Source organism: Streptomyces sp. NPDC053474, assembly GCF_044544845.1.
Classification (GTDB): Bacteria; Actinomycetota; Actinomycetes; order Streptomycetales; family Streptomycetaceae; genus Streptomyces.
In genome coordinates this window covers 1-14692 of sequence record NZ_JBITXV010000013.1, presented here as the reverse complement: position 1 = coordinate 14692, position 14692 = coordinate 1, and the positions used below count along the sequence as shown (strand labels likewise).

General features: G+C 77.3%; 2 protein-coding genes. Both read right to left on the bottom strand.

The genetic code is table 11. The features are described from left to right. Positions 1 to 21: 21 nt before the first annotated feature. Entirely contained in the window at positions 22 to 10086 is a 10065-nt protein-coding gene (locus tag ACIG3E_RS28545) for an SDR family NAD(P)-dependent oxidoreductase (protein ID WP_399622237.1), read from the bottom strand. Continuing rightward, positions 10083 to 14692: SDR family NAD(P)-dependent oxidoreductase (locus ACIG3E_RS28540; protein WP_399622235.1), on the bottom strand; the 4610-nt coding region annotated here is incomplete at its 5' end. The genes ACIG3E_RS28540 and ACIG3E_RS28545, both read right to left, overlap by 4 nt.

The window sequence follows — 14692 nt, the reverse complement described above, 5'->3', positions numbered from 1 at the left end:
TTCCTTTCCTTGCGCGCCGGATCAGGCACGATCGCCGCCGCCCAGTGCCATGCGCACGAGGCCGTCCAGTTCCATCTCCTTGATCGCGGCGGGGTCGTCCGCCGGGTCCGCTCCCCCGCCGTCCGCGCCGGTCGGGGCCTGGGCCTCGGGTTCCGTGAGGCGCAGCAGCGCGTCCAGGAGCCCGGCTTCGCGCAGCCGTGCCACGGGGACGGCGGCGAGGCGGCGTTGGAGCTCCCGGTCGCCGTCCGGGTGCCGGGGGACGGCGGGCGCGGTGGCCGGGGCGAGGCGCGCGGTCACGTACGCGGCCGCGGCGGCCGGGGTGGGGTGGTCGAAGACGAGGGTCGCGGGCAGGCGCAGGCCGGTCGCCGCGTTGAGGCGGTTGCGCAGGTCGACGGCCGTCAGGGAGTCGAATCCGAGGTCCTTGAAGGCCTGGTCCGGGTCGATGGCGTCGGGGCCGCCGTGCCCGAGGACGTCGGCGACGCGGGCCCGCACCACCTCCTCGATCCGCTCCCGGCGCTCCTCGGCGCCCAGTGCGGCCAACTGCTCGCGCAGCGAGGCCACGTGGGCGGCGTCGGCGCCCGCAGCCGTGGGCCGGGCGGCGCGGACGAGGCCGCGCAGGAGCGGGGGCACGGTGCCGCTCGCGGCGCCCGCCCGCAGCCGGGCCGCGTCGAGGCGCACGGGCACGAGCAGGGCGTCGGCGCGGCGCAGCGCCGCGTCGAACAGGGCGAGCCCCTGGGCGTCGGCGAGCGCGGCGACCCCGCCGCGGGCCATCCGCCGCAGCCCGGTGGCGTCCAGCGTCCCCGTCATGTCACTGGCCCGCTCCCACAGGCCCCAGGCGAGGGACTGGGCGGGCAGCCCGTCGGCGCGGCGGCGCTGGGCCAGGGCGTCCAGGTAGCCGTTGGCGGCGGCGTAGTTGGCCTGGCCCGCGTTGCCGATGATGCCCGCGGCGGACGAGAAGAGGACGAACGCGGACAGCGGCAGGCCGCGGGTCGCCTCGTGCAGGGCGAGGGCGCCGTCGACCTTGGGCCGCAGGACGCGGTCCAGGCGCTCGGGCGTGAGGGAGGCGACGACCCCGTCGTCGAGGACGCCCGCGGCGTGCACGACCGCGGTGAGCGGGCGCGCGGCGGGCACGCCCGCGACGAGCCGCGCCACGGCGTCCGGCTCCGCGACGTCGCAGGCCGCGAACTCCGCCTGTGCGCCCAGGGCCCGGAGGTCTGCCAGGAGTGCCTCGGCACCGTCCGTCTCCGCGCCGCGCCGTCCGGCCAGGAGCAGGTGGCGCGCCCCGTGCCGGGCCGCGAGGTGCCGGGCCACGAGCCCGCCGAGGGCCCCGCCCGCGCCGGTGATCAGGACGGTGCCGTCCGGGTCGAGCGGCACGGGGGCCTCGTCGGCGCTGTCCGGCGCCTCCACCCGGGCGAGCCGGGCGACGCGCACCTCTCCCCCGCGCACGGCGAGTTGGGGCTCGCCCAGGTCCAGGGCGCCGGGGAGCGCGGCGAGCAGCTCGTCGTGGTCCGGCGCGTCGGCGAGGACGAAGCGGTCGGGGTGCTCGGACTGGGCCGAGCGCACCAGGCCGCGCAGGGCGGCGGCCGCCGGGTCGCTCACCTCGTCGTCGGGCCCGGCGCACACGGCCCCGCGGGTGAGGAACACCAGGCGGGCGTCGGCGAACCGGTCGTCGGCGAGCCAGTCCTGGAGGAGCGTGAGGGTGTCGCGTACGAGGGTGCGGACGGCCGCCGCGTCGTCTCCGGCGGCTTCGGCGCGGGGCACGAGGACCACGTCGGGCACGGGTGCGCCCCGGTCGACGGCCGCGGCGAGGTCCGCGAGACCCGCGTAGGTGTCGGGCAGCGGCAGGCCGGGGCCGAGCGCGGCCCAGCGGGCGGGCGGCACGGGACCCGCGGGCGCCGGGACGGGCACGGGGGTCCACTCCAGGCGGTACAGGCAGTCGTGCGCCGCCGGTGCGGTGGCGCCGCGCAGGGCGTCGACGTCGACGGGGCGTACGGCGAGGCCGGTGACCGTGGCCACCGGGCGGCCGGAGGGGTCGCTCGCGGTGAGCGACACCGAGCCGTCGCCGCCCTGGGTCAGGCGCACCCGCAGCTCGGTGGCGCCGGAGGCGTGCAGGGTGACGCCGGTCCACGCGAACGGCAGCCGCGCGGTGCCCGGTTCGAGGTCGGGGCCGCTCCCGGTGCCGGGGGCGAGCCACAGGCCCTGGAGCGCGGCGTCGAGCAGGGCGGGGTGGATGCCGAAGGCGGCGGCCTCCGGGTGCTGGTCCTGGCCGAGGGACACCTCGGTGAACAGGTCGCCGCCGCGCCGCCAGGCGGTGCGCAGGCCCTGGAAGGCCGGGCCGTAGCCGTACCCGGACGCGGCGAAGCGCGCGTACAGGTCGCCGACGTCGACCGGCTCGGCACCGGCCGGGGGCCAGCTGCCCGCGGCCACCGGCGCGTCCTGCCCGGCCGCCTCGGCCAGGGTGCCGGTGGCGTGCGCCGTCCACGGGGCGTCGCTGGCGTCCTCCGGCCGGGAGTGCACGTCCAGGGTCCGGCGGCCGGTGGCGTCCGGGGCGCCCACCCGCACCTGGAGGCGGACGCCGCCGGACGCGGGAAGCACCAGCGGCGCCTGGAGGGTGAGTTCCTCCACGACGGGGCACCCGGCCTCGTCGCCCGCGCGCACCGCGAGGTCGACGAACGCGGCGCCGGGCAGCAGGACGACGCCGGACACGGCGTGGTCGGCGAGCCAGGGGTGGCTGCGCACCGAGAGGCGGCCGCTGAGCAGGACCTCACCGGTCTCGGCGAGTTCGACGGCCGCCCCGAGCAGCGGGTGCCCGGTGCTGCCGAGGCCCGCGGCGGTGACGTCGCCGCCGGTCTCGGGGCCGGGCACCGCCCAGTACGCCTGGTGCTGGAAGGCGTACGTGGGCAGGTCGACGCGGCGGGCGCCGGTGCCCGCGAAGAGCGGCGACCAGTCGACGGGGACGCCGTGGGCCCAGGCCTCGCCGAGGGAGAGGAGCAGGCGTTCGGTGCCGCCCTCGCCGCGCCGCAGCGTCCCGAGCACGGCGGCGTCGGCACCGGCCGACCCCAGGGTCTCCTCGACCGCGGGGATGAGCACCGGGTGCGGGCTGACCTCGATGTACGTGCGGTGTCCCGCGGCCGCGAGCGCGCGCACCGCGGACTCGAAGCCCACCGTGCGGCGGAGGTTGGCGTACCAGTAGCGGGCGTCCATCCGGGAGGTGTCCAGCCACTCGTCCGTCACCGTGGAGTACAGCGGGACGTCGGCGGTGGTGGGTTCGATGTCCTTGAGCGCGCTGAGGAGTTCGGCTTCGAGGCGGTCCATGTGGTTGCAGTGGGAGGCGTACGTGACGTCGACGCGCCGGGCCCGTACGCCGTCCGCCGCGCAGGCCTCGAGGAGGGCGTCCAGGGCGTCGGTGTCGCCGGAGACCACCACGGCCGACGGGCCGTTGACGGCCGCGACCGACAGGCGTCCGGGCCAGGCGGCGATCCGGTCGGCGGCCCGCGGCGCGGGCAGCGCGAGCGAGACCATGCCGCCGTGCCCGGCGAGCCTGGCGATCGCGCGGCTGCGCAGGGCGACGACCTTCGCCCCGTCCTCCAGGGTGAGCGCGCCGGCCACCACGGCGGCGGCGATCTCGCCCTGGGAGTGTCCGACGACGGCGTCGGGGACCACGCCGTAGGCGCGCCACAGCCGTGCCAGCGACACCATCACGGCGAACAGGACGGGCTGCACCACGTCGACGCGGTCCAGGCCGGTGCCCTCGCGCACCACATCCAGCAGGGACCACTCGACGTGCGGCGCGAGCGCGGCCGCGCAGGCGTGCAGGGCCTCGGCGAACTCCGGCGCCTCGTCGAGGAGTTGCCGGGCCATGCCGGTCCACTGCGAGCCCTGTCCCGGGAACATCAGGACGGTGCGCCCGTCGGTGTCCGCGAGACCGCTCACGGCGGGGGCCGCGCCCGTGACCCACTCCCGCAGGGCGGGCAGGAGCCGGTCGTGGCCGCCGACGAGGACGGCGCGGTGCGGGAAGGCGGTGCGGCCGGTGAGGGACAGGGCGACGTCCACCGGGTCGGGCGTCCCCGTACTCACGCCCGCGCCCGGGCTCGTCAGGTGCTGGAGGAGGCGTCCGGCCTGGTCGCGCAGGGCGTCGGCGGACCTGGCCGACAGGACCCAGGGCACGGCGGGGGCGGTGCGGGTGCGCTCCGGCGCCGGTGCGGCGGGCTCCGGGGCCTGTTCCAGGACGACGTGGGCGTTGGTGCCGCTGAGCCCGAAGGAGGAGACGCCCGCGCGGCGGGGCCTGCCCGTGTCGGGCCACTCCTCGGCCTCGGTGACGAGCGCCACGTCGCCCGCGCTCCAGTCCACGTGGGTGGTGGGCGTCTCGGCGTGGAGCGTGGCGGGGACGGTGGCGTGGCGCAGGGCCAGGACCGTCTTCATGACGCCCGCCACACCGGAGAGGGCTTGGGTGTGACCGATGTTGGACTTCAGGGAGCCGACGAGGAGGGGGCGCCCCTCGGGCCGGTCCTGGCCGTAGGTGGCGAGGAGCGCCTGGGCCTCGATGGGGTCGCCCAGGGTGGTGCCGGTGCCGTGCGCCTCCACCACGTCGACGTCCGCGCCGGAGAGTCCCGCGTCGGCGAGCGCGGCGCGGATGACGCGCTGCTGGCTCGGTCCGTTGGGGGCCGAGAGGCCGTTGCTCGCGCCGTCCTGGTTGACGGCGGAGCCGCGCAGGACGGCGAGGACGGGGTGGCCGTCGCGGTGGGCGTCGCTGAGGCGTTCGACGAGGAGGACTCCGGCGCCCTCGCTCATGCCCATGCCGTCGGCGGTGTCCCCGAACGCCTTGCAGCGGCCGTCGGCGGCGAGGCCGCGCTGCCGCGAGAAGCTGATGAGGGCGCCGGGCGTCGCCATCACGGCGACGCCGCCGACGAGGGCGAGTGAGCAGTCCCCCGCGCGCAGCGCCCGGGCGGCCAGGTGCAGCGCGACCAGCGAGGAGGAGCAGGCGGTGTCGACGGTGACGGCGGGCCCCTCCAGGCCCAGGGTGTAGGCGACGCGGCCGGAGACCACGCTGGGCGCGCTGCCGGTGAGGAGGTGGCCCTCGCCCTGTGTGGAGCGGGCCACGGCGGAGGCGTAGTCGCTGTAGTTGACGCCGGTGAACACGCCGGTGCGGCTGCCGCGCAGGGCCTGCGGGTCCAGGCCCGCGCGCTCCAGGGCCTCCCAGGAGGTCTCCAGGAGGAGGCGCTGCTGCGGGTCCATGGCGAGGGCCTCGCGCGGGGAGATGCCGAAGAACGCCGGGTCGAAGTCGGCCGCGTCGTGCAGGAATCCGCCGTGCCGGGTGGTGACGGTGCCCGGGTTCTCCGGGTCGGGGTCGTAGAGCGCGTCGAGGTCCCAGCCACGCCCGGTGGGGAATCCGGTGACGGCGTCGCCGCGGTCGGCCAGGAACCGCCACAGCTCGTCGGGCGTGGTGATGCCGCCGGGCAGACGGCAGCCCATGGAGACGATGGCGAGCGGCTCGTCGGCGGCCCCGGGGGCGGGCTCCTGGGTCTCCCGTGCCGCTTCCTCCGCGCCGAGCAGGCGGGCCTTGAGATGGTCGGCGAGGGCGGTGGCCGAGGGGTGGTCGAAGACGAGGGTCGACGGCAGGCGCAGGCCGGTCGCCCGGGTGAGGCGGTTGCGGAGTTCGACCGCGGTCAGGGACGCGAAGCCGAGCTCCTGGAAGGCCCTGCCGGGCGGCACGGCGTCGGCGGAGTCGTGGCCGAGCACGGCGGCGGCGTGCTCGCGGACGAGGCCGAGGAGCAGCCGGGACCGGTCGGCGGGCCGCCGCAGCGCGGCGAGGCGTCCGCGCAGCTCGGCGGCCGCCGGGGCCCGGTCGTCGCCGTCCTGCCCCGCCAGGGCGCTGCGGGCCTCGGCGACGCCCGTCAGGAGCGGGCTGGGGCGGCCGGAGGTGAACACCGGGGCGAACCGCTCCCAGTCGACGTCGGCGACGGTCACGAGCGTCTCGTCGTCGTCGAGGATCCGCTGGAGGGCGGCGAGGGCCCGCTCGGCGTCGATGCGGGGCAGCCCGTGCTCTTCGAGGTTGAACAGGTCGGCGTCCGCGCCGGTGGCGGGCGGCGCCCACGGGTTCTCGGCCCGCCAGATGCCCCAGTCGACGGTGGTCGCGGTCAGGCCGCGGCCGCGCCGGTGCTGGGCGAGGGCGTCGAGGTGGGCGTTGGCCGCGGCGTACGCGCCGTGGTCGCCGCTGCCCCACACGCCCGCGATGGACGAGAAGAGGACGAACGCGTCGAGCTCGCGGTCGAGCAGCGCGTCGAGGTGGGCGGCGCCCGCGGCCTTGGCGGCGACGACGTGCTCGTACGCCTCGACGGGGATGGTGTCCAGCGGGGCGAGCGCGATGTACGCGGCGGCGTGCACGACGGCGGTGACGGGGGTGCCCTCGGCGTCGAGTCCGGCGAGGAGCCGCTCGACCTGGGCGCGGTCGGCCAGGTCGCAGCCGGGCATCGTGACCGTCGTACCGAACGCGGCGAGCTCGGCGGTGAGTTCGGCGGCTCCGGGGGCGTCGGCGCCGCGCCGTCCGGGCAGGACGAGGCGGTCGGCTCCGGCGCGCGCGAGCCAGCGGGCGAGGTGGGGGCCGAGGGCGCCGGTGCCGCCGGTGAGCAGCACCGTGCCGCGGGGCCGCCAGGTGCGGCCGGGGCGGGCCGCGGGGCGGGGCGCGCGGACCAGGCGCCGGGCGTGGAGGCCGCCCGCGCGCACGGCGAGCTGGTCCTCACCGCCGACGCCGCCGAGCGCGGCGCACAGCCGTTCTCCGGCGCGGGCGTCGAGCGCCTCGGGCAGGTCGATCAGACCGCCCCAGCGGCGCGGGTGTTCGAGCGCGGCGACCATGCCGGTGCCCCACACCTGTGCTTGCGCGGGCGCGGTGACCGGGTCGTCCGTCCCCGTGGAGACGGCTCCTCGGGTGGCGCACCACAGCGGTGCCTCGGTCCCGAGGTCCCCGAGCGCCTGGACGAGGGCGAGGGTGAGGGCGGTGCCGGTGGGGAGCCCCGGGTGGCGGGGGTGCGGCCGGTCGTCGAGCCCGAGCAGGGAGAGGACTCCGGCGAGGGCGCGTCCGTCGGCGGCGCCGGTGAGGGCGGCGGCGAGCCGGACGCGGTCGCTGCCGCCGTCGGCGGTCGCGGCGACCTCGGCCGTGAGCACCTCCGCCCCGTGGGCGCGCAGGGCGCGTACCGTCCCGTTCTCGTCGTGCCCCTCGGGGGTCAGGACCAGCCACGTCCCGTCGAGCGCGGGGGCCGCCGGGTCGGGGACGGGCTGCCAGTGGACGCGGTAGCGCCAGTCGTCGTACGGGTCCTCGGTGGTGCGGCGGTCGGCGGCGGGCGCGGCGGGCGTGAGCCAGTGGCGGCGCTGCTGGAAGGGGTAGGTGGGCAGGTCGACGCGGCGGGCGCCGCGGCCCTCGTACACGCGGGGCCAGTCCACGGGGACGCCACGGGCCCACAGTTCGGTCGCGGAGGTGAGGGCGCGGCGCAGGCCGCCCTCGTCGCGGCGGAGGGTGCCGGTGACGACGGGGGCGACGGCGCCCGCGTCCTCGGCGGTGTCCTGGACGGGCCCGGTGAGGACCGGGTGCGGGGACGCTTCGAGGAACACGCCGTGGCCCTGCTCGGCGAGGGCGCGGACGGCGGGGGCGAAGCGCACGGTCTCGCGGAGGTTGCGGTACCAGTACGCGGCGTCCATCGTCGTGGTGTCCAGCCACTCCCCCGTGACGGTGGAGAACAGGGGGACGTGCGCGGCGGCCGGGGCGATCCCGGCGAGGGCCGTCAGGACCTCGTCCTGGACGCGCTCCACGTGGGCCGAGTGCGAGGCGTAGTCGACGGGGATCGTACGGGCGCGGACGGCGCGTTCCGCGCAGCGGGCGGTGAGCTCGGCGAGGGCGGCCGCGTCGCCGGAGACCACGACGGCGGCGGGCCCGTTGAGGGCGGCGACGGACAGGCGTCCGGCCCACGGGGCGATCAGTTCGTCGGCCCGCTCGCGCGGTACGGCGAGGGAGACCATGCCGCCGTCGCCCGCGAGCGCGGCGATGGCGCGGCTGCGCAGGGCGACGACCTTCGCGCCGTCCTCCAGGGACAGCACACCGGCGACCACGGCCGCCGCGATCTCGCCCTGCGAGTGTCCCACCACGGCGTCCGGCACGACGCCCCAGGAGCGCCAGAGCGCGGCCAGGGACACCATCGTGGCGAACAGCGCGGGCTGGACGACGTCGACCCGGTCGAGCGGCGCCGCGCCCGGCGCGGCGCGCACGACGTCCCGCAGCGACCAGTCCACGTGCGGGGCGAGCGCGTCCTCGCAGGCGGCCATGGAGCGCGCGAACTCAGGGGCGGTGTCGAGGAGTTCGCGTCCCATGCCGGGCCATTGGGAGCCCTGTCCGGGGAAGACCAGGGCGGTCCGGCCGGGCGCGGGCTCGGCGACGCCGGTGACGGCGGCCGCGGCGTTCTCCGGGTCCCGGGCCACCTCCGTGAGGAGGGAGAGGAGTTCGTCGCGGTCGGCGGCCGTCACGGCGGCCCGGTGCACGAAGGCCGTGCGCGTGGTGGCGAGCGCGTGGCCGATGTCGACGGGGCGGGCCTGTGGGTCGGCGGCGACCCGCGCCTTGAGGCGTACGGCCTGGTCGCGCAGAGCGGCGGCGGTGCGCCCGGAGAGCAGGCAGGGGACGGCGGCGGGGGTTCCGGGAGCGGGGGCCTCCGCCAAGGGCTCGGGCTCGGGGGCCTGTTCCAGGATGACGTGGGCGTTGGTGCCGCTCATGCCGAAGGACGAGACGCCCGCGCGCCGCGGCCGGTCGGTGGCGGGCCACTGCCGGGCCTGGGTCAGGAGGGCGACGGCGCCCGCGGCCCAGTCCGCGTGCGGCGTCGGCTCGGTGATGTGCAGGGAGCGGGGCAGCAGGCCGTGGCGCAGGGCCAGGACCGTCTTGATGACGCCCGCGACTCCGGCGGCGGCCTGGGTGTGGCCGATGTTGGACTTCAACGAGCCCAGGAGCAGGGGCTTTTCGCGCTGCTGTCCGTAGGTGGCGAGCAGCGCGTCGGCCTCGATGGGATCGCCGAGGGTGGTGCCGGTGCCGTGGGCCTCAACGGCGTCGACGTCCCGCGCCGCGAGTCCGGCGTCGGCGAGGGCGGCCTGGATGACGCGCTGCTGGGAGGGTCCGTTGGGGGCGGTGAGGCCGTTGCTGGCACCGTCCTGGTTGACGGCGGAGCCGCGCAGGACGGCGAGGACGGGGTGGCCGTTGCGGCGGGCGTCGGACAGGCGCTCCAGGAGGAGCATGCCGACGCCCTCGCCCCAGCCGGTGCCGTCGGCGGCGGCGGAGAACGGCTTGCACCGCCCGTCCCCGGACATCGCGCCCTGGCGGCTGAACTCGGTGAACACGGAGGGCCGCGCCATCACCGTCACGCCGCCGGTCAGGGCGAGCGAGCACTCGTCGGCGCGCAGGGCCCGGGCCGCCTGGTGCAGGGCGACGAGCGACGCGGAGCAGGCGGTGTCGACGGTGACGGCGGGCCCCTCCAGGCCCAGCGCGTAGGCGACGCGCCCCGACATGACGCTCATCGAGTTGCCGGTCATCAAGAAGCCCCGCACGGTGTCGGATGCGCCCGTGCCCAGCTGGGCGTAGCCCTGGTCGATGGCGGCGGCGAACACTCCGGTGCGGCTGGCGCGCAGGGACGCCGGGTCGATGCCCGCGCGTTCGATCGCCTCCCAGGCGGCCTGGAGCAGCAGCCGCTGCTGCGGGTCCATGGCCACGGCCTCGTGCGGGGACACGGCGAAGAACTCGGCGTCGAAGTCGGCGGCGCCGTCGATGAACGCGCCCCGGCAGGGCACGCCGTCCGCCGTGAGCAGCGCGGTGTCCCAGCCGCGGTCGCCGGGCACGGTCGTCACGGCGTCGCGGCCCGCGACGAGGAGGTCCCACAGCCCCTCGGGGGTGCGGACGCCGCCGGGGAAGCGGCAGCTCATCGAGACGACGGCGATCGGCTCGTGGCTCCTGGCCTCGGCCTCGCGCAGCCGTCGGCGGGTGTCGCGCAGGTCGATGGTGACGCGGTTGAGGTAGTCGCGCAGCTTCTGCTCGGTCTGCGGGCCCTGGACGGGACTCACGAGATGCCCAGCTCCTTGTCGATCAGGTCGAAGATCTCTTCGTTGGTGGCGGACTCGATGGCGTCGGCCGCGTCCGGCCCTTCCCGCTCCGCGCCGTCGGCCGCGGCCCCTTCGAGGCGGGCGAGGGCGCCGCGCAGCCGCCGGGCGAGGTCCGTGCGCCGTCGGTCGCCGCCTGGCCCGGCGGCGGCCAGTTCGCCGACGAGGGCGTCCAGGCGGTCGAGCTCGGCCGTCCCCGGAGGACCGGCCGCCGCGCCGCCGGTGTCGGCGAGGAGCCGCTCGGCGAGGTGGCGCGCGAGCGCGTCGGGCGTGGGGTGGTCGAAGACGAGCGCGGCGGGCAGCCGCGTCCCGGTGCCGGAGGCCAGCCGGTTGCGGAGCTCGACACCGGTGAGGGAGTCGAAGCCCAGGTCCTTGAACGGCCGCTCCCCGCCGATCAGTTCGGTGGAGGCGTGGCCGAGCACGGCGGCGGCGTGGCCGCGCACCAGGTCCAGCAGGACGCGGTGCGCCTCGGCGGGGGCCAGGTCCGCCAGCTGCGCGGCGAGCGAGGTCCCGGCCGGTGCGGCGGCCGCGCGCGGGGCGGGGGCGCGCCGGGCGGTCGGCAGGAGTCCGCTGAGCAGCGGCGGCAGCGGGGAGCCGGTGGCGGTGGCCGCGCGCAGGGCCGCGGTGTCGACGGCGGCGGCCAGGACGTGCGGCTGGGCCGCGGTGAGGGCGGCGTCGAAGAGGGCGAGCGCCGCGTCGGTGGTGAGGGCCCCGACGCCGCCGCGCGCCGTCTTGCGTACGTCGGCGTCGCTGAGGTGCGCGGTCAGGGCGCTGCGCTCTTGCCACATGCCCCAGGCGACGGACACGGCGGGCAGGCCCTCGGCGCGGCGGGCGGCGGCCAGCGCGTCGAGGGCGGCGTTGGCGGCGGCGTAGTTGGCCTGTCCGGCGCCGCCGAGCAGCGCGGCACCGGACGAGAACAGCACGAAGGCGGCCAGGTCGTGGTCGCGGGTCAGCTCGTGCAGGGCGAGTGCGGCGTCCGCCTTGGGCGCGAGGACGCGGTCGAGCCGCGCGGGGGTGAGCGCGGCGACGGTGGCGTCGTCGAGGACTCCGGCGGCGTGGACGACCCCGGTCAGGGGGTGGGCGTCGGGGACCTCCGCGAGGAGCCCGGCCAGGGCGGCGCGGTCGCTCACGTCGCAGGCGGCGACGGTCACCTCGGCGCCCGCGCCGGTGAGGTCGCGCACCAGGTCCTCGGCGCCGGGGGCCTTCATGCCGGTGCGCCCCGTCAGGAGCAGATGGCGGACGCCGTGCGCGGTGGCCAGGTGGCGGGCGACGAGCCCGCCGAGCGTGCCGGTGCCGCCGGTGATCAGGACGGTGCCGTCGGGGTCGAGGGGCGCGGGCAGGGTCAGGACGTTCTTGCCGATGTGGCGGGCCTTGCTCAAGTGCCGGAAGGCCTGCGGGGCCTGCCGCAGGTCCCAGCAGGTGACGGGCAGCGGCGTGAGGACGCCCCGCTCGAACAGGGACAGGACCTCGGCGAGCATGGCGCCCACCCGTTCCGCGCCCGCCTCCATCAGGTCGAAGGCCCGGTAGCGCACGCCGGGGTGGTCGCGGGCCACCTCGTCGGGGTCGCGTACGTCGGTCTTGCCCATCTCCACGAAGCGTCCGCCGCGCGGCAGCAGCCGCAGGGAGGCGTCCACGAACTCCCGTGCCAGACAGTCCAGTACGACGTCCACGCCGCGGCCGCCGCTGGCGTCGAGGAACCGCTCGGCGAAGTCCAGGGTGCGCGTGGAGGCGATGTGCCCGTCGTCCAGGCCCGAGCCGCGCAGCACGTCCCACTTGGCCGGGCTCGCCGTGCCGTACACCTCGGCCCCGGCGTGCCGGGCGAGCTGCACGGCGGCCATGCCGACGCCGCCCGCCGCCGCGTGCACCAGGACCGACTGGCCCGCGCGCAGGCCGCCCAGGTCGAACAGGCCGTAGTACGCGGTGAGGAAGACGATCGGCACCGCGGCGGCCTGCGCGAAGGTCCAGCCCGCGGGGATGCGGGCGAGGGTGCGCCGGTCGGCGACCGCCGTGGGCCCGAAGGCCCCGCCGAAGACGCCGAGGACGCGGTCGCCGGGCGCGAGGTCGTCGACGCCCGGGCCCACCTCCAGGACGACGCCCGCGCCCTCGCTGCCGAGGACCGCCTGGTCGGGGTCGAGCCCGAGCGACACCACCACGTCGTGGAAGTTCAGGCCCGCGGCCCGTACGGCGATCCGGACCTGGCCCGCGCCGAGGGGCGCGAGCGCGGCCGGGGCGGGGACGGCCGCGAGTCCGTCGACCGCGCCGTCCCCGGCGAGCCCGACCGTCCAGGCCGCCTCGTCGCCCACGGGCGGCACGAGGGTGTCCCGGCCAGGGCCCGCGGTGAGGCGGGGCACGAGCACTTCGCCGTGCCGCACGGCCGTCTGGGGCTCGCCCCCGGCGAGCACGGTGGGCAGGGCGGCACGGGACTCCGGCAGCCCGTCGAGGTCCACGAGCACGAAGCGGCCGGGGTGCTCGGTCTGCGCGGTCCGCAGCAGCCCCCACACGCCGGATTGGGCCAGGGCGGCCGCGCGGTCGCCGGGCCCGGTGCGCACCGCGCCCCGGGTGACGACGGCGAGGGTGGCGTCGGCGAACCGCTCGTCGGCCAGCCACTCCTGCACCAGCGCGAGGCCATGGGCGGTGGCGGCGTGCAGCGACGCGACCTGGTCCCCGGGGTCTTCGCCGCCGTCGGGCCACGGGCAGTCCGCGACGACCACGGCGGGCACGGCGGCGTCCGGCTCCGCGCGCAGGTCCTCCAGGCGGGCCCAACTCCCCTCCCCCAGCGTGCCATCGGCGTCGGGCGCGGGCACCCACTCCACGCGGTGCAGCCCGTCCCGGCCCCGTCCCGCCTGCCGCAGCCCGCCCGCGGCCAGGGGGCGCAGCGCGAGCGAACCGGCCGACAGGACCTCCTGCCCCGCGAGGTCGTACACGGCGAGGCCGACGGCGTCCGGCCCCTCGGCGGTGAGCCGCACCCGGACGGCCGTGGCCCCCGCGTGGTGCGCGGTGACGTCGCTCCAGCTGAACGGGAGGCGCGCGGTGTCGTCACGGCCCGGCAGCAGCGCGGCCGTCTGGAGGGCGGCGTCGAGCAGCGCCGGGTGCAGGGCGTAGGCGGGGGCGTCGGCGTGCTGCCGCTCGTCCAGGACGAGTTCGGCGCACACCTCGCCGTCCCGCGCCCAGGCCGCGCGGATGCCCTGGAACGTGGGCCCGTACGCGTACCCGGCGGCGGCGAAGCGCTCGTACAGGCCATCGACGTCCACGGCCTCGGCGCCGGGCGGCGGCCAGGCGAGGAGCGCGGGCCCGGCGGGCCGTCCGGCCGGGGCGACGGTACCGGAGGCGTGGGGCGTCCACGACGGCTGCCCGCCCTCGGCTCGGCGTTCGGCTTCGCGCTCGGCCCGCGAGAAGAGGTCGAGCGCGCGCCGCCCGTCCGCGTCGGGCGCGCCGAGCCGCACCTGTACGAGGACGGCGCCCTCCTCCGGCAGCACGAGCGGTGCGCCCAGGGTGAGTTCGTCGACCGTGGCGCAGTCGGCCTCGGCGGCGGCGCGCAGGGCGAGCTCCAGCAAAGCGGTGCCGGGCAGCAGGGCGACGCCCTGGACGGTGTGTTCGGCGAGCCACGGGTGCGTACGCCGGGAAAGCCGTCCGGTGCACAGGAGTTCATCCGTGTCGGCGATCTCCACGGCGGCACCGAGCAGCGGGTGACCCGTCGTCCCCAGGCCCGCCGAAGCGACGTCCCAGCTCGTCGTCGGGACGTCCAGCCAGAGGCGGCGCTCCTGGAAGGGGTAGGTGGGCAGCTCGACGCGGGTGGCACCGGTGCCCTCGAACAGCGGCGACCAGTCCACGGAGAGGCCGTGGACATGGGCCTGCCCGAGCGCCAGGAGCATGCGCTCCAGACCGCCCTCGTCGCGGCGCAGAGTACCCAGCACCACAGCGGTACTGTCGGCCGACTCCAAGGTCGCTTCGACCGCCGTCGTCAGGACCGGGTGCGGACTGATCTCCACGAACGCACCAAAGCCCTCCCCTGCGAGGGCGCGGATGGCGGGCTCGAAGGCCACCGTGCGACGCAAGTTGGTGTACCAGTACCCGGCATCCAAGACCGAGGTGTCCAACCAGTCACCCGTCACCGTGGAATACAGCGGTACCTCTGACGAGGACGGCGAGATCCCCTTCAAGGCCTCCAGGAGCTCGGCCTCGATGCGCTCCACATGGGCGGAGTGCGAGGCGTAGTCCACGTCGATACGACGCGCGCGTACACCCTCGGCCTCGCAGCCCTCCACCAGCTCACCCAGAGCATCGGTGTCACCCGAGACCACCACCGCCGACGGGCCGTTGACCGCCGCCACCGACAAGCGCCCACCCCACGCAGCCAGGCGCTCCTCCACCTCAGCCGACGGCAGAGCCACCGACACCATCCCACCGCTCCCCGCCAGCCGCACAATCGCACGGCTACGCAACGCCACCACCCGCACCCCGTCCTCCAAAGACAAGGCGCCAGCCACCACCGCCGCAGCGATCTCCCCCTGCGAATGCCCCACCACCGCATCCGCCACCACACCAAACACCCGCCACAACCGCGCCAACG